Annotated in this window: 22 protein-coding genes and 1 tRNA gene; 15 read left to right on the top strand and 8 right to left on the bottom strand. The window is 61.6% G+C overall.

Going from position 1 to position 19,635, the window contains the following annotated elements; genetic code table 11:
• Nucleotides 1-79 precede the first annotated feature (79 nt).
• Genes V5B39_RS11600 through V5B39_RS11580 form a run of 5 tightly spaced genes read left to right on the top strand, consistent with a single transcriptional unit; the run spans nucleotide 80 to nucleotide 3,988 of the window.
• Nucleotides 80-1,243 (top strand): cytochrome D1 domain-containing protein, encoded by a 1,164-nt coding sequence (locus V5B39_RS11600; RefSeq protein ID WP_332343052.1) that lies wholly within the window; start codon nucleotides 80-82, stop codon nucleotides 1,241-1,243.
• Nucleotides 1,243-2,229: a siroheme decarboxylase subunit beta gene (gene ahbB / locus V5B39_RS11595; RefSeq protein WP_332343051.1), complete on the top strand. Its 987-nt coding sequence runs from the start codon at nucleotides 1,243-1,245 to the stop codon at nucleotides 2,227-2,229. Before V5B39_RS11600 ends, ahbB (V5B39_RS11595) begins: the two co-directional genes overlap by 1 nt.
• Complete coding sequence (locus V5B39_RS11590) at nucleotides 2,222-2,701, top strand: Lrp/AsnC family transcriptional regulator (RefSeq protein ID WP_332343050.1); 480 nt, start codon at nucleotides 2,222-2,224, stop codon at nucleotides 2,699-2,701. The genes ahbB (V5B39_RS11595) and V5B39_RS11590 overlap by 8 nt, the downstream gene beginning before the upstream one ends.
• Nucleotides 2,698-3,207: a siroheme decarboxylase subunit beta gene (gene ahbB / locus V5B39_RS11585; protein ID WP_332343049.1), complete on the top strand. Its 510-nt coding sequence runs from the start codon at nucleotides 2,698-2,700 to the stop codon at nucleotides 3,205-3,207. The genes V5B39_RS11590 and ahbB (V5B39_RS11585) overlap by 4 nt, the downstream gene beginning before the upstream one ends.
• A complete protein-coding gene (locus V5B39_RS11580) occupies nucleotides 3,200-3,988 on the top strand; it encodes a hypothetical protein (RefSeq protein ID WP_332343048.1) in 789 nt (262 codons plus the stop codon). The genes ahbB (V5B39_RS11585) and V5B39_RS11580 overlap by 8 nt, the downstream gene beginning before the upstream one ends.
• A gap of 69 nt (nucleotides 3,989-4,057) precedes the next feature.
• Here V5B39_RS11580 and V5B39_RS11575 read toward each other — a convergent pair whose 3' ends face one another.
• The 3 genes from V5B39_RS11575 to V5B39_RS11565 all read right to left on the bottom strand — a co-directional run bounded on the left by V5B39_RS11575 (nucleotide 4,058) and on the right by V5B39_RS11565 (nucleotide 7,102).
• Nucleotides 4,058-4,522, bottom strand: coding sequence for a YiaA/YiaB family inner membrane protein (locus tag V5B39_RS11575; RefSeq protein WP_332343047.1), 465 nt, complete (start codon nucleotides 4,520-4,522; stop codon nucleotides 4,058-4,060).
• A 369-nt stretch (nucleotides 4,523-4,891) separates the two neighbouring features.
• Nucleotides 4,892-6,028: a PilT/PilU family type 4a pilus ATPase gene (locus V5B39_RS11570; protein ID WP_332343046.1), complete on the bottom strand. Its 1,137-nt coding sequence runs from the start codon at nucleotides 6,026-6,028 to the stop codon at nucleotides 4,892-4,894.
• 27 nt (nucleotides 6,029-6,055) lie between these two features.
• On the bottom strand, nucleotides 6,056-7,102 hold the full coding sequence (locus tag V5B39_RS11565) for a type IV pilus twitching motility protein PilT (RefSeq protein WP_332343045.1): 1,047 nt from the start codon (nucleotides 7,100-7,102) through the stop codon (nucleotides 6,056-6,058).
• A 69-nt stretch (nucleotides 7,103-7,171) separates the two neighbouring features.
• On the opposite strand from V5B39_RS11565, the gene V5B39_RS11560 reads away from it, so the two are divergent.
• From V5B39_RS11560 to V5B39_RS11545, 4 genes are read left to right on the top strand one after another with little or no spacing between them, the layout of a single operon-like run.
• Nucleotides 7,172-7,861 carry a YggS family pyridoxal phosphate-dependent enzyme gene (locus V5B39_RS11560; protein WP_332343044.1) on the top strand — a complete coding sequence of 230 codons (690 nt, stop codon included), beginning with the start codon at nucleotides 7,172-7,174 and terminating at the stop codon, nucleotides 7,859-7,861.
• On the top strand, nucleotides 7,858-8,673 hold the full coding sequence (proC, locus tag V5B39_RS11555) for a pyrroline-5-carboxylate reductase (RefSeq protein WP_332343043.1): 816 nt from the start codon (nucleotides 7,858-7,860) through the stop codon (nucleotides 8,671-8,673). Before V5B39_RS11560 ends, proC begins: the two co-directional genes overlap by 4 nt.
• Complete coding sequence (locus tag V5B39_RS11550) at nucleotides 8,673-9,212, top strand: YggT family protein (protein ID WP_332343042.1); 540 nt, start codon at nucleotides 8,673-8,675, stop codon at nucleotides 9,210-9,212. Before proC ends, V5B39_RS11550 begins: the two co-directional genes overlap by 1 nt.
• A 3-nt stretch (nucleotides 9,213-9,215) precedes the next feature.
• Nucleotides 9,216-9,506, top strand: a complete 291-nt coding sequence (locus V5B39_RS11545) for a DUF167 domain-containing protein (RefSeq protein WP_332343041.1) — start codon at nucleotides 9,216-9,218, stop codon at nucleotides 9,504-9,506.
• A 54-nt stretch (nucleotides 9,507-9,560) separates the two neighbouring features.
• Here the strand turns inward: V5B39_RS11545 and V5B39_RS11540 are convergent, their stop codons facing one another.
• From V5B39_RS11540 to V5B39_RS11520, 5 genes are all read right to left on the bottom strand, one after another.
• Nucleotides 9,561-10,817 (bottom strand): dihydroorotase, encoded by a 1,257-nt coding sequence (locus V5B39_RS11540; protein WP_332343040.1) that lies wholly within the window; start codon nucleotides 10,815-10,817, stop codon nucleotides 9,561-9,563.
• A 3-nt stretch (nucleotides 10,818-10,820) separates the two neighbouring features.
• Nucleotides 10,821-11,780 (bottom strand): aspartate carbamoyltransferase catalytic subunit, encoded by a 960-nt coding sequence (locus V5B39_RS11535; protein WP_332343039.1) that lies wholly within the window; start codon nucleotides 11,778-11,780, stop codon nucleotides 10,821-10,823.
• Nucleotides 11,773-12,300 carry a bifunctional pyr operon transcriptional regulator/uracil phosphoribosyltransferase PyrR gene (gene pyrR, locus V5B39_RS11530; protein ID WP_434735687.1) on the bottom strand — a complete coding sequence of 176 codons (528 nt, stop codon included), beginning with the start codon at nucleotides 12,298-12,300 and terminating at the stop codon, nucleotides 11,773-11,775. The genes V5B39_RS11535 and pyrR overlap by 8 nt, the downstream gene beginning before the upstream one ends.
• A gap of 93 nt (nucleotides 12,301-12,393) precedes the next feature.
• Nucleotides 12,394-12,849, bottom strand: a complete 456-nt coding sequence (gene ruvX, locus V5B39_RS11525) for a Holliday junction resolvase RuvX (RefSeq protein WP_332343038.1) — start codon at nucleotides 12,847-12,849, stop codon at nucleotides 12,394-12,396.
• The gene (locus V5B39_RS11520; protein WP_332343037.1) at nucleotides 12,842-13,402 is read right to left on the bottom strand and encodes a YqgE/AlgH family protein; all 561 of its coding nucleotides are present in this window, start codon (nucleotides 13,400-13,402) and stop codon (nucleotides 12,842-12,844) included. The genes ruvX and V5B39_RS11520 overlap by 8 nt, the downstream gene beginning before the upstream one ends.
• A gap of 163 nt (nucleotides 13,403-13,565) precedes the next feature.
• Here V5B39_RS11520 and V5B39_RS11515 point away from each other — a divergent pair.
• The 6 genes from V5B39_RS11515 to aroG all read left to right on the top strand — a co-directional run bounded on the left by V5B39_RS11515 (nucleotide 13,566) and on the right by aroG (nucleotide 19,477).
• Nucleotides 13,566-14,740 (top strand): IS3 family transposase gene (locus V5B39_RS11515; protein ID WP_332343036.1). Its coding sequence is split into 2 segments (ribosomal slippage): nucleotides 13,566-14,604 and nucleotides 14,604-14,740, totalling 1,176 coding nucleotides; the frame shifts between segments, so codons are not numbered across the junction.
• A gap of 133 nt (nucleotides 14,741-14,873) precedes the next feature.
• Nucleotides 14,874-14,949: transfer RNA gene (locus V5B39_RS11510), tRNA-Asn, on the top strand.
• A 175-nt stretch (nucleotides 14,950-15,124) separates the two neighbouring features.
• On the top strand, nucleotides 15,125-16,462 hold the full coding sequence (locus V5B39_RS11505) for a transposase (RefSeq protein WP_332343035.1): 1,338 nt from the start codon (nucleotides 15,125-15,127) through the stop codon (nucleotides 16,460-16,462).
• A 132-nt stretch (nucleotides 16,463-16,594) separates the two neighbouring features.
• A complete protein-coding gene (locus V5B39_RS11500; RefSeq protein ID WP_434735686.1) occupies nucleotides 16,595-16,801 on the top strand; it encodes an IS3 family transposase in 207 nt (68 codons plus the stop codon).
• A 276-nt stretch (nucleotides 16,802-17,077) separates the two neighbouring features.
• Nucleotides 17,078-18,193 (top strand): HD-GYP domain-containing protein, encoded by a 1,116-nt coding sequence (locus V5B39_RS11495; RefSeq protein ID WP_332343033.1) that lies wholly within the window; start codon nucleotides 17,078-17,080, stop codon nucleotides 18,191-18,193.
• A gap of 204 nt (nucleotides 18,194-18,397) precedes the next feature.
• On the top strand, nucleotides 18,398-19,477 hold the full coding sequence (aroG, locus tag V5B39_RS11490; protein ID WP_332343032.1) for a 3-deoxy-7-phosphoheptulonate synthase AroG: 1,080 nt from the start codon (nucleotides 18,398-18,400) through the stop codon (nucleotides 19,475-19,477).
• The last annotated feature ends 158 nt before the right edge of the window (nucleotides 19,478-19,635 follow it).

The raw sequence follows: 19,635 nt of genomic DNA, 5'->3' as shown, positions 1-19,635 counted from the left end.
GCAACGATGGCCAGGCAGCGCTTCGGTGTTGCGCGGCGGCAGACATCTGGGCGCCAGCGGCGCCCCTGGAGAAATGAACATGAAGAGATTATTGACCCTGCTGTCGATCGTTTTGCTCGCGGCTTGCACCACGCCGACCCTGCGCGGCAGCGCTGACCTGGGGGTGGTCATCGAGCGCGCGAGCGGGCAACTCAGCCTCGTCGATACCAGCCGACGCGAAGTTTATGCGCGTATCGGCGGACTCGGTGACCTCTCGCACGCCTCGGTCGTCTATGCGCGTGATGGCCGCTACGCTTATGTCTTCGGGCGTGACGGCGGACTGTCGAAGGTCGATCTGCTCGAAGCGCGTATCGTCAAACGCGTGCTGCAGTCAGGCAATGCCATCGGCGGTGCGATCTCGCAGGACGGCCGCATTGTCGTGGCACAGAATTACACACCCGGTGGCATCAAGGCGTTTGACGCCGAGACCCTCGAACTGCTCTCCGAAGTGCCGGCCGAATACGCGCCGGGGCGTTTTTCGAAAGTCGTGGGTCTCGCCGATCTCGCCGGTCAGCGTTTTGCCTACGCGCTCTTCGACGGCGGCGAGATCTGGGTCAGCGATTTTTCCGACCCTCGGCAGCCGCAGACACAACGGTATCCAGCCGGGTTGCAGCCCTACGATGGACTGGTCACCCCCGATGGTCGCCATTACCTGGCCGGGCTGTTCGGCGAGGATGGCGTCGCCCTGCTCGACACCTGGCGGCCAGAGCTGGGCACACGGCGAATTCTCGGGAACTACGGGCGTGGCCAGGAGAAGCTGCCGGTCTTCAAGATGCCGCACCTGCGCGGCTGGTCGATGGCACAGGGCAACGCCTATCTGCCGGCGATCGGCCGCCACGAGGTATTGGTCGTTGCCGGCAGCAACTGGCAGGAAATCGCCCGCATTGCCGTCAAGGGACAACCGGTGTTCGTCATGGCGCGGCCGGATGGCCGGCAGGTGTGGGTCAATTACGCGTTTCCCGACAATGGCTGGGTCGAGGTGATCGATACCCTGAGCGGGCAAGTCATCAAGACGCTGGCGCCCGGTCGGGCCATCCTGCACATGGAATTCACGCCGCGCGGTGAACAGGTCTGGATTTCTGCCCGCGACGACAACCGGGTGCTGATCTACGACACGGCGACATTCACCAAGCTCGGCGAACTGGACGTGCAGGCGCCGAGCGGAATATTCTTCACCAGTCGCGCCAACCGCATGGGTTTCTGATGGACAGACTCGACGAAGCGATCGATTTTCGTCTGCTCAATGACTTTCAGCGGGATTTTCCGCTTTGTCCTGCGCCCTTTGCCGAGCTGGCATCGCGGCTGGGAGTTGCCGAGGGCGTAGTATTACGGACCCTGGAAGGGCTGCGTCGCCAAGGCAAGATCGCACGCGTCGGGGCCATTTTTGCCCCGAAACGCATCGGCGTCAGTACGTTGGCCGCGATGGCGGTACCCGCGGACCAACTGGCTGCGATTGCCGAGGTGGTCAATCGCTTTCCCGAGGTTAACCACAATTACGAGCGCGAGCACCGCTACAATCTCTGGTTCGTCGCCACTGCCGGGTCGGAAGGACGCCTGCAGGCGGCCCTGGGCGCGATCGAACAGGTGGCCGGCTGTCCGGTGCTGAAGCTGCCGCTGCTCGAGGAATACCACATCGACCTCGGTTTTGCGCTTGACGGGCAGGAAGAGAGGTCGGGCAGCGTGCGCGTGCGCAGTCAGCCGTTTATTGCACCGACGCCGCTCGACGAATTTGAACGTCGTCTGGTGATGGCCCTGCAGGAAGGCCTGCCGCTGTTCATTCGGCCGTTCTCGGTGCTGGCCAGCCGGGTCGGCTGCGACGAGAGCGAAGTGCTCGAACGCATCCGTCGCTGGTGCGCCGAAGGCATCATCAAGCGCTTCGGGGTGGTCGTCAGGCATCACGAACTCGGCTATACGGCCAATGCAATGCTGGTGCACGACATTCCCGACGCTAGCGTCAGCGCCATCGGCGAGCGTCTGGCGTGCGAATCCGGGGTGAATCTCTGCTATCGGCGCCCGCGCGTGCCGCCGATCTGGCGCTACAACCTGTTCTGCATGATCCACGGCCAGGCACGAGCGGAAGTCGAGACCCGCATCGCCGAGCTGCGGGCACGCCTGCAGTTGACCGATTACGCGCACGCGGTGCTGTTCTCGCTGACCCGCTTCAAACAGCGTGGTGCCCGTTATGCGTGAAGCGGCCCCCATCGACGCGACCGATCGTGCGATCATCGACGGCCTGCAGGGTGGATTCCCGATCTGCGAACGCCCCTATGCTGCAGCCGCCGGCAGCTTCGGCATCAGCGAAACAGAACTCCTCGAACGCCTGCAGCGAATGCTGGCCACACGCGTGCTGACTCGCTTCGGCCCGATGTTTCAGGTCGAGCGCATGGGCGGTGCCTTTGTTCTGGCAGCGATGTGCGTTCCCGACGCGGAATGGCTGCGCGTTCTCGAAATCGTCAATGCCTTTCCCGAAGTGGCGCACAACTACCGACGAGAAAGCGACCGCAACGGTGCGTTCAACATGTGGTTCGTCCTCGCCACCGAGACCGTCGACGGCATCGACGCCGCGGTACGCCAGATCGAGGAGGCCAGCGGCCTGCCGGTCTTTCCCTTCCCGAAGCTGCAGGAATACTTCGTCGAAATGAAGCTGGCGGTGCGGTCATGAGCGCTCAAGCCGCCGCCATCCTCGATGCCACCGACCGCCGTCTCGTCATTGCCACCCAGAACGGCCTGCCCCTGGTCGCACGGCCATATCACCAGCTTGCCGAAGCGATCGGCATCGCCCCCGAGGAAGTGATGGCGCGCCTGACCCACCTGCTTGAGAGTGGCGTCATCCGCCGCATCGGCGCGGTGCCCAATCACTACGCGATCGGCTATACCGCCAACGGCATGAGCGTCTGGGACGTGCCGGACGAGCGTATCGACGAACTCGGCGTACGCGTCGGTGGGCTCGATTTCGTGACTCACTGCTACCACCGGCCACGCCGGCTTCCGGAATGGCCATACAACCTGTTTGCCATGGTGCATGGCGGTTCACGCACCGAGGTGCTGGCCAAGGTACGGGCCATCGCCGAAATCATCGGCAGCGATTGTCATTCGCATGATGTGCTCTTTTCAACCGCCATTCTCAAGAAGACCGGCCTGAGAATGGCGCCCAGGCGAGATGACTGACCCGCGCGGGCGTGACCGCTGGGTTGCCGGAGAATTGCCTGCACGCGCATCGCCGCGCCGCCGACAGCCTCCACTCCTGCCGACGAGTACGCGGCTGATCGAGCGACTGGAGCGCGCCAACCGGAAGCATCTGGTGGGCCGACCGCTGACTGCAGCCTTGCGCGCCGGCGCAGGAAAACCGGGTGGACCGCCACCGCCCGTCCTGCTCATGCTGGTCGGCGGGATCGCGCTGCTGGTCTCGGCACCATTCAGCAGCGCGACCATCGTTTTTGCCGCGGCCGGTGTCGCGGCGCTGGCCGCAGCGGCAGCGCTGTGGCGGCAGCATCGGGCAGCGTCGCGCGACGACTCGCTGACGCGGGTCGGTGACGCCGGCGAGTTGCAGCGCGATGCCGAGTGCTTTGACGACTACCTGGAAGAAGTCTCCCGGCACTTGCCGCAGGCCGCGCTGACGACGCTCGCGCGGACCAAGGAAACGCTCGCCAGGGTGATCACCGCGCTCGCCGCGGCCGACCTCGATGCGATCGACCTGGCGATCGAAGAAACGTTTTTCGTACGGGAGATGGTTGCGCGCTACCTGCCGGATGCCTGCCGCCATTACGTCGAGGCAACCGCGGTCAGCGGTGGCTGCGTCGTGCTCGAAGATGGAAGCACCGCCGAACAATCGCTGTGCCGCCAACTCGACCTGTTGCACGCCCGCCTGGAAAGAACGCTGGCCAGAATTGCCGATGGCAGGGCGCAGGCGCTTGCCAGACACGAAGCCTTTGTCAGAAGCAAGAAATAAGTGCAAGGAATAAGCGCCATACAGTGCCGTGCCAGTCGCCCAACCCGACAGACCCCGCGTACTGCCCACCTACTTCGCGGTCGAATCGTTCGCTGGAGATCGCGGCTCAGCATCTGCAATTCCCTCCAGCAAATCTGCTTCCTGCTTGTCGCGAACCAGTTTTGCCACGCCAAATACGGTGTTGAGCAGAAAGAACCAGGCGACGATCATGTAAGCTTTCTCCCAGTCGCCGATCGCCATCCGGAAGAGGCCCCAGGCGGTCAGCGATACAGCCATCGCGAATCCTGCCCAGACGGTGATCACCCAGGCGCCGGTATCGATTCGCTCGTCGCGGTTGTCACGGATCATCTTGGCCAGCGTAAACGAGGCAAACAGGCAGAAACAGAAACCGACGGCCAAAAACGCCCGGTCGAGTTCCTGGCTCGGCATGTGCCAGATGCCGATCGTGCAGGCGGTCACGGCAAGGCCGAACGACAACCACACCTGCACGCTCCAGGACGGGGTGTCGCGTCGGATCAGATATTTCTGAGGCATGATGAATCCTCCTTTCCGGATGGCGGTGCTGCGTACACCGCAATAGAGTGCGATGCCAGGGTCTTGCTGGTCAGCCTGGCCAGCCGGTCAAGGATGTCCAGGTGCTCAGGAGATGACGAACCTGGGGGAGGCAGATTCATTGTGTCGGTGAAGGTCCGCAGCGTCAGTGGCGGAACATTCTGCTAACGGTCATGACTTTTCCAGGCACCCCGATCATCAAAGTCATGACCGTTTCCCTCCCTTGCAGGGCGCATTCCGGCTGGCACGCCGGAATCGTTCGATGGGCGCAGAGCAGTTGCTCCGCGAAATCCCGCCTTCGTTCCCACGCGGGGGTGGGGTGATTGGTGAGTCGCATACGCGACCCTCACATTAAACGATGTCCAGATGACCGATGCCCGCGGTCAGATCCCGGTCTTTCGATTCCTTGCCATGCAGCTTGATCTGCAGGCGCAGGTCGTTGAGCGAGTCGGCATTGCGCAGTGCGTCGGCGTAGCTGATCTGGCCGGCCTCGTAGAGGTCGAACAGGGCCTGATCGAAGGTCTGCATGCCGAGTTCGCGCGACCTTTTCATCGCCTCCTTGATTTCGTGTACCTGGCCCTTGAAGATCAGGTCGGAAATCAGGGGCGAATTGAGCAGAATCTCGATCGCTGGCGCGCGTCCCTTGCCGTCCTTCTTGGCCAGCAGGCGCTGCGAGACGAGCGCACGCAGGTTGAGCGAAAGGTCCATCAGCAGTTGGTGGCGGCGCTCCTCGGGGAAGAAGTTGATGATCCGGTCGATGGCCTGGTTGGTACTGTTGGCGTGCAGCGTGGCGAGACAAAGGTGTCCGGTTTCGGCAAAGGCGATGGCGTAGTCCATGGTTGCACGATCCCGGATTTCCCCCATCATGATCACGTTCGGTGCCTGCCGCAGGGTGTTCTTCAGCGCGACTTCCCAACTGTCCGTATCGACGCCGATCTCGCGCTGGGTGACGATGCACTTCTTGTGCTCGTGAACGAACTCGATCGGGTCTTCGATGGTGATGATGTGGCCCTGGCTGTGGCGGTTGCGGTGATCGACGAGTGCTGCCAGGGAGGTGGTCTTGCCAGTACCGGTGCCCCCGACAAAGATGACCAGACCGCGCAAGGTCATCGCGATATCCTTCAACACCAGCGGCAGGCCGAGTTCCTCGAGGGTCGGCACATTCAGGTTGATGGTGCGGCAGATTACCGCGACACGCCCCTGCTGCACCAGCGCATTGACGCGAAAGCGGCCGATTCCGGCAGGCGAGATGGCGAAGTTGCATTCCTTGGTCGCCTCGAATTCGGAAGCCTGCCGGTCGTTCATGATCGAGCGCGCGAGTTCTGCAGAGTGCTGCGGCAACAGCGGCTGGTTGGATACCGGCACCACCTTGCCATCGATCTTGATCGCCGGAGGATAATTGGCGGTGATGAAGAGGTCGGAGCCGTTCTTCTGGGCCATCAGGCGCAACAGCTCGTGCATGAATTTCAGTGCCTGGTCGTTTTCCATGCTTTCTCTCCTGTCCGCAAGGACGGCTTACATGCCCATGAAGTTGTCTTTGTTGGCCGCCTTGTTGCGAGCCTCGATCATTGAAACGATATTCCGTTTGACGAGTTCGGCCAGGCATTGGTCAAGGGTCTGCATGCCGTACTGCTGTCCGGTCTGCAGGACGGAATACATCTGGGCGACCTTGTTTTCGCGGATCAGGTTACGAATCGCCGGTGTGCCGATCAGGATCTCGTGTGCCGCAACCCGCCCCTGACCGTCCTTGGTCTTGAGCAGAGACTGGGAAATCACCGCCCGCAGTGATTCGGACAGCATGGATCGAACCATTTCCTTTTCAGCAGCCGGGAATACGTCGATGATCCGGTCGATGGTCTTGGCGGCACTCGAGGTATGCAGGGTGGCAAAAACCAGGTGGCCGGTTTCCGCACCGGTGAGCGCCAGACGAATGGTTTCGAGATCGCGCATCTCGCCGACCAGAATCACGTCCGGGTCTTCGCGCAGAGCGGAGCGCAGGGCATTCTGGAAAGACAGGGTATGTGGACCAACCTCGCGTTGGTTGATCAGGCATTTCTTTGGCTGGTGAACAAACTCGATCGGATCTTCGACGGTGAGAATGTGGCTATAAGCCGTTTCATTGACGTGATTGATCATCGCCGCCAGCGTGGTCGACTTGCCTGAACCGGTCGGCCCGGTGACCAGTACGATGCCGCGTGGATAGTCCGAAATGTCCTTGAAAATCTTGGGGCAGTTGAGGTCTTCGAGCGTCAGCACCTTCGACGGAATGGTCCGAAAGACCGCCGCGGCACCGCGATTCTGGATGAAGGCGTTGACACGAAAACGCGCCAGATTGGGAATCTCGAACGAGAAGTCGCATTCCCGAGTGTCTTCGTACTGTTTGCGCTGAACGTCGCTCATGATGTCGTACACCATCGCGTGCACGTCCTTGTGCTCCATGGCGGGCAGGTTGATTCGCCGCACATCGCCGTTCACCCGGATGATCGGCGGCAAGCCGGACGACAGGTGGAGGTCGGAAGCCTTGTTCTTGACGCTGAAGGCCAGCAGTTCGGTAATGTCCATTCGCTTCGGTCCTCGGACGGTGAGCAGGGTGCGATGTTATACTTCGAGCAATCTGCGTAGCACCCGATTATGACCATACTTTCCGCCAAGCTGCAAGCCGTTCGCGCGCGAATCACCAGCGCCGCTGGACAGTGCGGCCGTTCTGACGACACGATCCAGCTGCTCGCGGTCAGCAAGACCTGGCCCGCTGCCCAGATACGCGAGCTGGCCACCGCTGGCCAGCGGGCTTTTGGCGAAAGCTATGTGCGGGAAGGCGTCGCGAAGATCGCCGAACTGCGTGCTCTGGAACTTGAATGGCATTTCATCGGTGCGCTGCAGGCCAACAAGACGCGCATGGTGGCCGAAGCCTTTGACTGGGTGCATTCGGTTGACCGTCTGGAGATCGCGCAACGCCTTTCCGGCCAGCGTCCGGCGTCACTGCCCCCACTGTCGATTTGCCTGCAGGTCAATGTCAGTGGCGAGGCATCGAAGGGCGGGGTCTCGCTGACCGCTGCGCCGGCACTGGCGAATGCGCTGGCGGTGCTGCCGAAACTGCGTCTGCGGGGTCTAATGGCCATTCCGGCGCCGCACCATGACTGCATCGAGCAGCGTCGCCCATTCCGTCTCCTGCGGGAACTCTCTGAACGATTACAGGCAGATGGCCTGTGCCTTGATACACTTTCGATGGGCATGTCGCATGACCTTGAAGCGGCCATTGCCGAAGGGTCGACGCTGGTGCGTGTTGGCACCGCAATTTTTGGTGAGAGACACAGAGCATGAGAATCACTTTTCTGGGCGGTGGCAACATGGCCAACGCGATGATCGGTGGCCTGGTGAAAACCGGCTTTTCGGCAAGCGACATCGCCGTCATCGAACTGGGCGCGCAGGGGCGCGCCAAGCTTCGGCTGGCCTACGGGGTCCGGTGTTATGAGGCGGTCAGCACCGTCGCGCTGGACTGCGACGCCCTCATGCTGTCGGTGAAACCACAACAGATGCGCGAAGCCTGTACGCCGCTACTCAAATACCTCAAGCAGCAACTGGTGATCAGTATCGCCGCCGGTCTGCGCCTGACCGATGTTTCGCGATGGTTGGGTGGCTACGGCAAGATCGTCCGCGCGATGCCCAACACGCCGGCGCTGGTGGGCGCCGGCATTACCGGCCTGTGTGCGCTGCCCGCCGTGTCGATGGCCGAGCGACTCGGTGCCGAGCGCATCCTGCAGGCGGTCGGCAGCACCTTGTGGATCGCCGATGAATATCACATGGACGCGGTGACCGCCATCTCCGGCAGTGGTCCAGCTTATGTGTTCCTGTTCATCGAAGCACTGCAGCAGGCGGCAAGCGAACTGGGCCTGACGCCGGCACAGGCTCGCCAGCTCTCGATCGATACCGTACTCGGTGCTGCCAAACTGGCCGCACAGTCGGATGAAACCGCGTGTGTGCTGCGCGAGCGCGTGACTTCGAAAGGCGGGACCACCGAAGCGGCATTGCGCACCATGGCCGAGCGTGGCGTCAAAGAAGGCTTCATTGCCGGCGTGCTGGCCGCCAACATCCGCGGCCGTGAATTGGGCGAACTGCTGGGCAAGGATAGTTGATGATCACGCAGGCTGGATTGTTCCTGCTCGAAACGCTGACCGGTTTCCTGACCTTTGCGCTGCTGCTGCGTTTCTACATGCAGGCTTGCCGCGTTTCCTTCAACAATCAGATCGGTACGTTCGTCGTCGAGTTGACCAACTGGCTGGTCAGGCCCTTGCGCAAGTTTCTGCCGGGCTGGTATGGCCTGGATCTGGCGAGTCTCCTGCCGGCCTATCTGCTGCAAGTGATTTTTTCTGGTGCGCTGATCCTGCTGCGTGTCGGCAGTGAGCTTCTGGCACCGGAGATTCTGCTGCCGCTGCTGCTCTGGCGAGGTCTGCTGGCCACCGTGCGTTTCAGTCTCTACCTGCTGATTGGCGCGCTGCTGGTGCAGGCCGTCCTGTCGTGGGTCAGTCCGTACTCGCCTCTGAGCCTGCCAGTATCGCAACTGACGCGCCCCATCCTGCGTCCGATCCAGCGTTTCGTACCGCCCATTGGCGCCATCGACCTGTCACCGCTGGTGGCCATTGTCCTCGCACAGTTGCTGCTGATCTTTCTGTAAGCCGTGGTCGACTGGCTACGCGAAGTCGACGGTGCAATCATGCTGGCCGTTCATGTCCAGCCCGGCGCAAAGCGCAGCGAAATCGCCGGCCTGCACGGCGATGCGCTGAAGATCCGCCTCGCAGCACCCGCCATCGATGGTCGGGCAAACGCTGCGCTGCTGGCGTTTGTCGCGCAGCGCCTGGGTCTGGCCAAGTCGGCAGTCGAACTGAGAAGTGGCCAGACCTCACGGCACAAGGTGCTGTGGGTGCTGGGTGCGCGTGCCGATGCGGTACGCAGCCTGCTCGGGCCGTGAGCAGGTGCCTGCCTGGACCGTCTTGCGACGCCGGCAGGAGGCCGGCGCCGATGCTCAGGTCTCGAAAACGATGCGCCCGTCAATCAGCGTCATGCGTGTTCGACCAATCACTTCGTCACCCAGGAAGGGCGTATTTTTCCCCTGGCTGCGCAGCGCTTCCGGGGTGACGAGCCAAGACTCGGTGGGGTCGAAAAGGCAAATGTCGGCGGCACTGCCAATGGCCAGCGAGCCGGCCTCGATGCCGAGAATGGCCGCCGGATCACAGGTGATGCGGGCCAGTGCCAGCACCAGCGGCAGCTTCGCCTGTTTCGCCCAGCGCAGCGTCAGCGGCAGCAGGAGCTCGAGTCCACTCGCCCCGGACAGTGCTTCGGCAAAGGGCAGTTGCTTGCCATCCGCATCAACCGGCGTGTGGTCCGAACAGATTGCCGCCAGCCCATCCCTGACGGCGACGCGCAGCGCGTCACGGTCACTTGATGCACGCAGAGGCGGGTCGAAGCGCGCATTGCTATCGAAGTAACCGATGTCCATTTCGGACAGATGCAGGTGATGGATCGAGACATCGCAGGAAACCTGCATGCCGGTACGTTTTGCGGAGCGGATCAGGGCCACGCCGGCAGCCGACGACAGCCGTGAAAGGTGCAGGCGCACACCGGTTTGTTCCGCCAGTTGCAGTGCTGTGGTGATGGCGACGGTTTCGGCCGAGACCGGAATGCCGGTCAGCCCTAGCCGGGATGCGACCTCGCCATCGTGGGCGACGCCTTCGCGCGCGAGAAACTGGTCCTGCGGCCACAGACGCACATGGTAGCCGAAGGTCGCGGCGTACTGCATGGCCCGCATCAGCAACTGCGTGTCGACGATCGGATGCTTGGCCTGTGAGAAGCCAATACAGCCCGCACGCGACAGGCTGTTCATCTCGGCGAGTCTCTCGCCTGCCAGTTGCTGAGTCAGCGCGCCGACCGGATAGACCCGCGCCAGACCCAGCGTTTCGCTGCGCCGGACGAGGCGCTCGACAAGACCCGGTTCATCGAGTGGCGGTTTGGTGTCGGGCGGGCAGGCAAGAGAAGTCACACCACCGGCGACCGCGGCGGCGAGTTCAGATTCGATGCTGCCCAGGCGAGCGGACAGGTCGACCAGGCCGGGGCAGGCGATCAGCCCTTGGGCATCGATCTGGCGTGCGGCAGAGAAACCTGCTGGCGGCCGGCCGATCGCAGCAATCCGTCCGTCGGCAATGAACAGATCGAGGCACGCATCCAGGCCGTTTTTCGGGTCGATCAGATGGGCATTCCGGATATGGAGGGGTTGCTCGTTCATCGTTCAGTTTCCCGCCAGAATGCCCATGACCGCCATGCGCACCGCGATCCCGAAGGTGACCTGCGGCAGGATCACGGCCTGTGGACCATCGGCGACATCGGAGTCGATTTCGACGCCACGATTCATGGGCCCCGGATGCATCACGATGGCATCGGGTTTGGCCAGCGCCAGCATCGCTGGCGTCAGTCCGTAGCAATGGAAATATTCGCGCGCCGACGGCAGTAGCGCACCATTCATGCGTTCGTTCTGCAGGCGGAGCATGATCACCACATCGCAATCGCGAAGTCCTGTCCGCAGATCATGGCAGACCCGCAGCCCCATCTTGTCGATGGCCGTCGGCAACAGCGTTTGCGGGCCGACGGCGCGCACCTCGGCAGCGCCGAGCGTGATCAGCGCATGAATATCCGAACGCGCTACACGGGAATGCAGGATGTCGCCGACAATGGCCACCACCAAGTGGTTGAAATCCTGCTTGTAGTGACGGATGGTATACATGTCGAGCAGTCCCTGTGTCGGGTGGGCGTGGCGCCCGTCGCCGGCATTGACCACATGCACATCTTTTCGCCCAAGGCGACGCAGGTGGTCGGCGATCAGGTGCGGTGCCCCGCTGGCGGCGTGCCGGACGACAAACATGTCTGCGTGCATGGCCACCAGGTTGTCTACCGTGTCGAGCAAGGTCTCGCCCTTGGCGGTCGATGAGCGCGTCACGTCGAGGTTGATGACGTCGGCGGACAGGCGCTTGGCGGCAATCTCGAAGGTGGTGCGTGTGCGTGTGGAATTCTCGAAGAACACATTGAAAACGCTTTTGCCGCGCAACAAGGGAACCTTCTTGACGTCGCGGTGCGAGACCTTGAGGAAACTCGATGCGGTGTCGAGAATGTGATTGATCACCTCACGAGGCAGACCCTCGGTCGACAACAGGTGCGTCAACTCGCCATTGGTGTTGAGTTGTGGATTACGCATGCGCATCCTCGGCCAGGCTCCACTGCAGGCGACCGTTGGCGTCGGTCGAGAGTACCAGTTCCTGGGCTGGATCGAGATCGACTTGCCAGGGGCAGAAATCGGCGCAGATCGGAAGTTGACGCCGGCCACGGTCGGCGAGAACCGCAAGCTGGATGCTGGCCGGGCGCCCATAATCGAAAAGTTCGTTGATCGCCGCGCGCGTCGTGCGGCCGGTATACAGCACATCATCGACGAGGATCAGCGGCCGGCTTTCGACATCGAAGGGAATCGAACTCGGTCGGACACGTGCATGCAGGCCCCTTGCGCCGTAATCGTCACGATAGAACGAGACGTCGATCAGGCCGATTTCATTGTTCAGCGCGAGCAGTTCGCGCAGGCGCCTGGCCACCCAGGCGCCACCACTGTGGATGCCGACCAGGACCGTGTCCGGTCGCAAGCGGGGTCGGATCAGTTCGGCCAGTTGGGCGCACTGCGCCTCGGCGTCTGGGAGGTCCATGGCAGGCATCGGTTTTGCAGTCATCAGAGCAATCCTGAAAGTCGCGTCTGCGACTCGGGAATCTCCCCTGGGTGCGGGAGAGGAAGGGGGAAGAAATCGTTCATCAGCGTCTGGCGTTCATGACGAGTGTCGGTGGCCCGCTTCGGCCATGTCGTCAAAATAGCTCTGCAGAATCATCTGGGCCGCCACGGCGTCGAGATGCCGTTTTGCCCTGCGGGTATCATGCCCGGCGGCATGCAGACATGCCTGCGCAGCACAAGACGAAAGCCGTTCCTCGGCATAATCGACGCGCAGTCCGAAGCGGCCACGCAACTGGTTGGCGAAGCGAGTACAGCGAGCGGTCATGGCGTGTGGCGTGCCGTCGAGTGCGAGCGGTCGGCCAACGACCAGGCTGGCCGGCTGCCATTCCCGGATCAGGGCGGCGATCGCGGCGAATCGCTCGGCGTTGGCTTCGCCGTGCAGGGTGGTCAAGGGATGCGCCTGCAACAGTTGCCATTCGCCAACGGCGACGCCGATGCGTTTTTCGCCGAAGTCGAAAGCGAGTACCGTGCCCGTGGTGACTGGTTCAGGCATGGCCGGCGGCATCGGCGAGGTTGGCGAGATTGACGCCAAGCAGCTCGAGTGCCGACGCAAGCCTTTCTTCGTAGGGGAATTCAAAAAGGATGTCGAGCTTGGCGCGCACGGTCAACCAGGCGTTCTGTGCCAATTCGTGTTCCAGTTGGCCGGCAGCCCAACCAGCGTAGCCCAGCGTCACCAGCACATCAACCGGCTGGCCATTACGGGCGACGGCTTGCAGGATGTCGCGCGAACTGGTGAGACCGATGTGCTCGTTGATCACCAGCGTGGACTGCCATTTCCCGACCGGCCGATGCAGGACAAAGCCACGGTCGGTCTGTACCGGCCCACCGAAGAACACCGGCAACTGGGCAAAACCTTCAGCCTGCAGGGGAATGTCGATTCTGTCGAGAAGTGTTCCCAGACTCATGTCGATCGGCCGATTGACGATCACCCCAAGCGCACCTCGATGGTTGTGTTCGGCGACATAGACCAGGGTCTTGGAGAAAAAAGAATCCATCAGCGCCGGCATGGCAATCAAAAAATGATCCGTGAGATTAATGCTGTGCATGGCCCTATTCTAATCGGCAGAGGCGCCTGACACAAAGGTAATCCATGCTTGAGCAGATCGGGTTCTTCCGCCGATTTCGGGCTTGGGCCGCTGACTGAGCTTCCCCCGAAATTTCGCCTGCCCAGGGTGACCTAAAATCGACGTTACTTCTGGCTGGCAGGAAATGAAGAGACCGAAGCAGGCCTACACGGCCGGATTCAAGGAACGGGCTGTCAAGCGGATCAAGGACGGCCACGTCGGCACGATTTACCAGGAACTCGGGTGGAGCGACCAGACCTTGCGCAACTGGGCCAAGGCGGCGGTGGAAGGCAAGCTTAACGGCGCTGGCGGCCGAGTCGTGCCCCCTGAAGCAATGGAGCTTTCCAGGCTGCGCGCCGAGAATCTCCGGCGCAAGCGGGAGAACGAAATCCTCAAAAAAAGCGACGACGGACTTCGCCAGGGAGGTTCTGTGAAGTCCGCCTGGATTGCTGCGCAGGACAAGTCGTTTTCCCTGGCCGAAAGGCGTGCCGTGCTCGACGTCAGCATCCACGGCTACCGGGCATGGAAGCGCGGTGGAGCAGCGGATCGCAAGCGTTGGTCCAACCGCCCGAACTTGGCGCTGATGCGCGCCCTCCCTGCCGGACTCCAGGGGGCCTACGGCAGCCCGCGCAGGGTGAGGGAACTGCGAGCCAGAGGTTGCTCGGCCCGCCAGGAACGGGTCGGTCGCCTGATGCGCGACCACGGCCTCCGCCCTCGCCACAAACGGCGCGACCAGGTCACGACGGACTCGAAGCCTGGCCTGCCGGTGGCGGATAGCTTGCTGGCCAGAAACTTCACGCCGACGGCGCCGAATCCGGTCTGGACATCGGACATGACTTCCCGGTGGACCAATGAAGGCGGGCTCTATCTGGCCATCGTGCGCGATCGGTTCAACCGCGAAGGGGTCGGCTGGTCGCTGAAGCCGCGCAGGACGGCGGACATCGCGACCGATACGCTGACGATGGCCTGGTTCAGGAAGCGGTCGACGCCGGGTCTGCTGCACCCCTCCGACCGGGGCAGCCAGTACGCCAGCCACGCTTTCCAGGACAAGCTCAAGGCCTACGGCATGACTTGCTCGATGAGCTGCAAGGGCCACTGCCGGGACAACGCGCCGATGGAGAGCGGGTTCAACCGCTTCAAGAACGAGCAGGTGCAGGGCGTTCGCTCCGCGACGCCTGCCGAGATCAAGGCAGCCCCTTGAAATACATCGAGATTTTTTACCACCGGAAACGCCCGCATTCGACCTTCGGCTACAAGTCGCCTGTTCAGTTTCTGGAACACTCGATCAGCGAGCCGCATCAGGGAAAACGGGTCGCATGAAACCCACCCTTGGGAAGACGAAAAACCGAGGGAACCTCACTACAAAACCGGGCAGACTACTGGTTCCCTAACAGAAAGGTCGAGCACATATTGACGAACCGACTACGAGTGGCTACACTGCCCGCTTGTTTGTTCCTCGATAGCTCAGTCGGTAGAGCGTCGGACTGTTAATCCGCAGGTCCCTGGTTCGAGCCCAGGTCGGGGAGCCAAATAATCAATCGGTTAGGCCACTTTAGAGAGTGGCCTTTTTGTTGTCTGTCGGTCAGGTAAGCACATAGTAAGCAAATTTCAGTAATCCAGATCAATGCAGCCCTTTGCGGGTGTTCCGAACTTACTCACGGCTCGGTGTCTGAACGCTGACTTGAGAGTCAGAAGGAGACGATCGTGATCCTGAGTGAGGTGTTGGAACGATTTACCAAACGGGCGCCGATTGGCGTGATGGCGCGAGCCATCCTGGAACGGGTGCTGTCGCCGACCGTGATCAACCAATGGTTTGATCGCAGTGCGACGCGGCAATACACCCGGAAGCGGTTGTTCTCAACCATTGTCGACCTGATGGCCTGGGTGGTGTGCCGAGTGCGGCCCTCGCGGCATGCGGCGTATCCAGGGGGTGAAGAGTCCCTGGAGGGTTCGCTGCGCTCGCGGTATGAGAAGGTCGAGCGGATGGAGACGGGCGTCTCCGAGGCCTTGGTGCGGCATACGGCGCAGGAATTACGACCGGTGATCGAAGCGATGGGAGCGGAGCTGCCGGCCTGGGTGCCGGGCTATCGGGTGAAGATTCTCGACGGCAATCACTTGGCGGGCACTGAGCATCGCCTTAAACCCTTGCGCATGACGCGAGCGGGCGCTTTGCCGGGGCAGGCGCGGGTGATTCTCGACCCGCAGCTCATGCTGGCCAGTGAAGTCGTGCTCTGTGAGGATGGCCATGCGCAGGAGCGTTCGCTCACCGAGCGGATTCTGGCGCGGGCCAAAGCAAACGAGGGGTGGGTGGCCGACCGTCATTTCTGCACCACGGCCTTCCTGTTCGGTTTCGCGCAACGGCAAGCGGACTTCGTCATCCGGCAACATGCCACGACCTTGAAGATTGACCGTATCGGCGAATCCGGAGCGCAGGGACGCACAGACACGGGTCTGCTGTTCGCGCAGGCGATGACCTTGAAAGGGCCGCGGGACGAGTTCCTGGAAGTGCGACGCGTGACGGTAAAGCTCGATCAGCCGACCCGTGACGGCGAGTGGGAAATCCCTCTGCTGACCCATCTTCCGGCAGCCGTCCTCGATGCCGGACAGGTGGCCTCGTTATCCCGTCGTCGGTGGACGGTAGAGACGGCTTTCCAGGAGTTGGAGGCCACGCTGGAAGGCAAGATCGATACTTTGGGGTATCCCAACAAGGCCGCCCTGTTCACCTTCTGCCTGGCGCGGGTGTCTGACCACCTTCTGTCCATGGTGAAAGCCGCCTTGCGCGCCGCCCATGGCGAAGAGGTGGTGCAGCAACCCCTCTCCAGCGATTCCCTCGCAGAGGAGATCGCCGGCACCCGTCGCGGCCTGGAGATGGCCATTCCGGACGAGACGTGGGGCGTCGTGGCCGAACTGACTGTCATCGAATTCGCTGCCCTCTTGAAAGAGTGGGCCAGCCACGCCCGACTGGCGGCCTACAGGAAGCCCCCCGTGGCCCCAGGAAGCCCCGCCCACCCCGCGAAAGGTGCGGCAAGATCAAGCATGTAGCCACCTCTCGCCTTTTACTCGTCAGGCGGGCCGCAGCCTGAGAAAAACACCCGCAAAGGGCTGGACAAGCTCAAGGCCTACCGCATGACTTGCTCGATGAGCTGCAAGGGCCACTGCCGGGACAACGCGCCGATGGAGAGCGGGTTCAACCGCCTCAAGAACGAGCAGGTGCAGGGCATTCGCTCCGCGACGCCCGCCGAGATCAAAGCAGCCCCCTTGGAATACATCGAGATTTTTTACCACCGGAAACGCCCGCATTCGACCTTCGGCGACAAGTCGCCTGTTCAGTTTCTGGAAAACTCGATCAGCGAGCCGCATCAGGGAAAACGGGTCGCATGAAACCCACCCTTGGGAAGACGAAAAACCGAGGGAACCTCAAAAAGACTTTCGCGGCCGGGCAGGCGTTCGGCATCGAACAAAGACCAATCGCCGCAAAACCGACCGCGGCACGCCCAACGACAAGCGGCTGCCGTCATTTAAGCTGCGGCGCGACTGAGCGAAAACCAAGCAGGAGATGTGGTTGTCCAAAAGAAAACAAGTCATTTACACTTCCCCGGATAATGTGCTCACCCGATTGCTGTTTCCCCCGGTTTTTTCGCTAGGATCCTCATCATTATGGCAACCATTCTGATCGTCGACGATGCCCCCGAATGTCTGGCGGTCCTGAGCGGCCTGCTGCGTCCCATGTGTCAGGTGCGCGCTGTCACTTCTGGACAACTCGCCCTGCAGGCTGCAGCCGACTCGCCAAGGCCGGATCTGATCCTGCTCGACGTGATGATGCCAGAAATGGATGGCTACGAAGTGATCAGGCACCTGCTTTCCAACCCGGCCACGTCCGGCATCCCGGTCATTTTTGTCAGCGCCCTCGAACAAACCGACGAGGAGGAACGTGGTCTGGCTCTTGGTGCGGTGGACTACATCACCAAACCGATCAGGCCAGCAATCGTCATCGCCCGCGTCAAGGCTCATCTCGACCTGAAAGCTGCCCGCGACCTGCTGCAGGATCGAAACCGGAGTCTGGAAGAGGAAATCACCCGGCGCATGGCGGACAACCTCCTGATCCAGGATACCAGCATCCGCGCACTCGCCCGCCTGGCCGAGATCCGCGACCCGGAAACCGGCAATCACCTGCGCCGCACGCAGGGCTACGTGCGCACACTGGCAATAGAATTGTGTTCGCATCCGCGTTTCGCCGATTTCCTGACGCCACACCATATCGAGGTCTTCGTCAAGTCGGCGCCTCTGCATGACATCGGGAAAGTCGGTATCGATGATCACATCCTGCGCAAACGCGGCAAGCTGACGCCGGATGAGTGGGCCATCATGAAGACGCACAGCCAGCTTGGTTATCAAGCGCTCGAACAGGCTGCGCAGGATGCCGAATATTCGGTCGACTTCCTGAGCATGGCCAAGGATATCGCGCATTATCACCACGAAAAGTGGGATGGATCCGGCTACCCGGAAGGACTGGCGGGGAACCAGATTCCGATTTCTGCACGCATCATGGCGCTGGCTGACGTCTTCGATGCCTTGATCACGCCACGGTCCTACAAGAGGGCTTTTACCCTTGAACAAGCGCTGCGGATGATCGACGAGGGGCGGGGGACACATTTCGACCCGGACGTCGTGAATGCCTTTTTTGCCCGCCAGGAAGAATTCATCCGCATCGCCAGAAGGCATGCCATCCGCGAGACGGATATGCCAGCCCAGACCGCCCTGGCAATACCCTAAGTGCAACGGCTACCGTGCCTGGCAGTCCGTAAACCAGAGCGGAAGAAGTTTCTGGTTGCCCGGAGAAACCCGGCTTGATGCCCTGGCATCCCTGGCATGGGCAAACACCTGCCGCATCCTGCTGGTGCGGCGCACAATCGATACGGCATTTCCATTAGAATCGAGCCCTCGGTCGAGCCCGACCCCAAGCCAGGAGGATGTTGCATGACCTTGCAGAGCAAGCCCAATACCGACGATGTGCGCATCCGGGAGATCAAGGAACTGGTCCCTCCGGCGCACATTTTCCGTGAATTTCCGGTCGGTGTGCGTGCGGCAACGACAACCTATGAAGCGCGCCAGGGCATCCACCGCATCCTGCACGGCGCCGATAACCGTTTGCTGGTCATCCTTGGCCCCTGCTCGATTCACGATGTCGATTCGGCCGTCGAATATGCTCATAGACTGGAGAAGGAAGCCGCTCGTTTTGCCAACGATCTTTTGATCGTGATGCGTGTGTACTTCGAAAAACCACGCACGACGGTCGGATGGAAGGGCCTGATCAACGATCCGCGTCTCGATAACAGCTTCCGGATCAATGAGGGGCTGCGCCTGGCGCGCGGTCTGCTTCTCGAAATCAATGACCTGGGTCTGCCCTGTGCAACCGAGTTCCTCGACACGATCACCCCGCAATATACGGCCGACCTGATTGCCTGGGGGGCGATCGGTGCGCGTACCACTGAATCACAGGTGCATCGTGAACTGGCTTCCGGCTTGTCCTGCCCGGTTGGCTTCAAGAACGGCACCGATGGCAACATCCGCATCGCCATCGACGCCATCCGTGCAGCGCAATCACCACACCATTTTCTCTCGGTGACCAAGGCGGGTCGCTCGGCGATTGTCTCCACATGCGGCAACGAGGACTGCCACGTCATCCTGCGCGGCGGCAAGGAACCGAACTACGATGCTGCCCATGTCGACGCTGCCTGCCGGGAAATCGCCGCCGCCAACCTCGCCGCACGCCTGATGATCGATGCCTCACACGCCAACAGCAACAAGCTTTTCAAACGGCAGATCGAAGTCGTCAGGGAAACTGCCAGCCAGATTGCCGCCGGCGATCAACGCATCGTCGGCATGATGGTTGAATCACACCTCGTTGAAGGACGGCAGGATCTCGTTCCCGGTCAGCCCCTGGAGTACGGCAAAAGCATTACCGATGCCTGCCTGGGATGGGAGGACTCGCTGCTGGTGCTGGAGATCCTCGCCAAAGGGGTACGCGCGCGCCGGCTGGTCGAAGCTGCACACTAACGGTCATGATTTTTCCAGGCACCCCCGATCAGTAATCGTTCACACCCCCTCAACAAAATCTTCCAGCGTGATGATTTGTATGGGATAGTTGCGGCACTTTCGGACGACCTGAGCGACGCGGGGCGATGCACCTGAGCAGACATGACCTTTTCCAGATG

Origin of the sequence: Accumulibacter sp. (assembly GCF_036625275.1) — a bacterium.
Taxonomy (GTDB): Bacteria; Pseudomonadota; Gammaproteobacteria; order Burkholderiales; family Rhodocyclaceae; genus Accumulibacter.
This window is presented reverse-complemented; position numbering and strand designations above follow the sequence as displayed.

Excerpts from the sequence above, each read along its gene's own strand:
- V5B39_RS11600 (WP_332343052.1), top strand. The coding sequence starts at position 80 with ATGAAGAGATTATTGACCCTGCTGTCGATCGTTTTGCTCGCGGCTTGC.
- ahbB (WP_332343051.1), top strand. The coding sequence starts at position 1,243 with ATGGACAGACTCGACGAAGCGATCGATTTTCGTCTGCTCAATGACTTT.
- V5B39_RS11590 (WP_332343050.1), top strand. The coding sequence starts at position 2,222 with ATGCGTGAAGCGGCCCCCATCGACGCGACCGATCGTGCGATCATCGAC.
- ahbB (WP_332343049.1), top strand. The coding sequence starts at position 2,698 with ATGAGCGCTCAAGCCGCCGCCATCCTCGATGCCACCGACCGCCGTCTC.
- V5B39_RS11580 (WP_332343048.1), top strand. The coding sequence starts at position 3,200 with ATGACTGACCCGCGCGGGCGTGACCGCTGGGTTGCCGGAGAATTGCCT.
- V5B39_RS11575 (WP_332343047.1), bottom strand. The coding sequence starts at position 4,522 with ATGCCTCAGAAATATCTGATCCGACGCGACACCCCGTCCTGGAGCGTG.
- V5B39_RS11570 (WP_332343046.1), bottom strand. The coding sequence starts at position 6,028 with ATGGAAAACGACCAGGCACTGAAATTCATGCACGAGCTGTTGCGCCTG.
- V5B39_RS11565 (WP_332343045.1), bottom strand. The coding sequence starts at position 7,102 with ATGGACATTACCGAACTGCTGGCCTTCAGCGTCAAGAACAAGGCTTCC.
- V5B39_RS11560 (WP_332343044.1), top strand. The coding sequence starts at position 7,172 with ATGACCATACTTTCCGCCAAGCTGCAAGCCGTTCGCGCGCGAATCACC.
- proC (WP_332343043.1), top strand. The coding sequence starts at position 7,858 with ATGAGAATCACTTTTCTGGGCGGTGGCAACATGGCCAACGCGATGATC.
- V5B39_RS11550 (WP_332343042.1), top strand. The coding sequence starts at position 8,673 with ATGATCACGCAGGCTGGATTGTTCCTGCTCGAAACGCTGACCGGTTTC.
- V5B39_RS11540 (WP_332343040.1), bottom strand. The coding sequence starts at position 10,817 with ATGAACGAGCAACCCCTCCATATCCGGAATGCCCATCTGATCGACCCG.
- V5B39_RS11535 (WP_332343039.1), bottom strand. The coding sequence starts at position 11,780 with ATGCGTAATCCACAACTCAACACCAATGGCGAGTTGACGCACCTGTTG.
- pyrR (WP_434735687.1), bottom strand. The coding sequence starts at position 12,300 with ATGACTGCAAAACCGATGCCTGCCATGGACCTCCCAGACGCCGAGGCG.
- ruvX (WP_332343038.1), bottom strand. The coding sequence starts at position 12,849 with ATGCCTGAACCAGTCACCACGGGCACGGTACTCGCTTTCGACTTCGGC.
- V5B39_RS11520 (WP_332343037.1), bottom strand. The coding sequence starts at position 13,402 with ATGCACAGCATTAATCTCACGGATCATTTTTTGATTGCCATGCCGGCG.
- V5B39_RS11500 (WP_434735686.1), top strand. The coding sequence starts at position 16,595 with ATGGAGAGCGGGTTCAACCGCCTCAAGAACGAGCAGGTGCAGGGCATT.
- V5B39_RS11495 (WP_332343033.1), top strand. The coding sequence starts at position 17,078 with ATGGCAACCATTCTGATCGTCGACGATGCCCCCGAATGTCTGGCGGTC.
- aroG (WP_332343032.1), top strand. The coding sequence starts at position 18,398 with ATGACCTTGCAGAGCAAGCCCAATACCGACGATGTGCGCATCCGGGAG.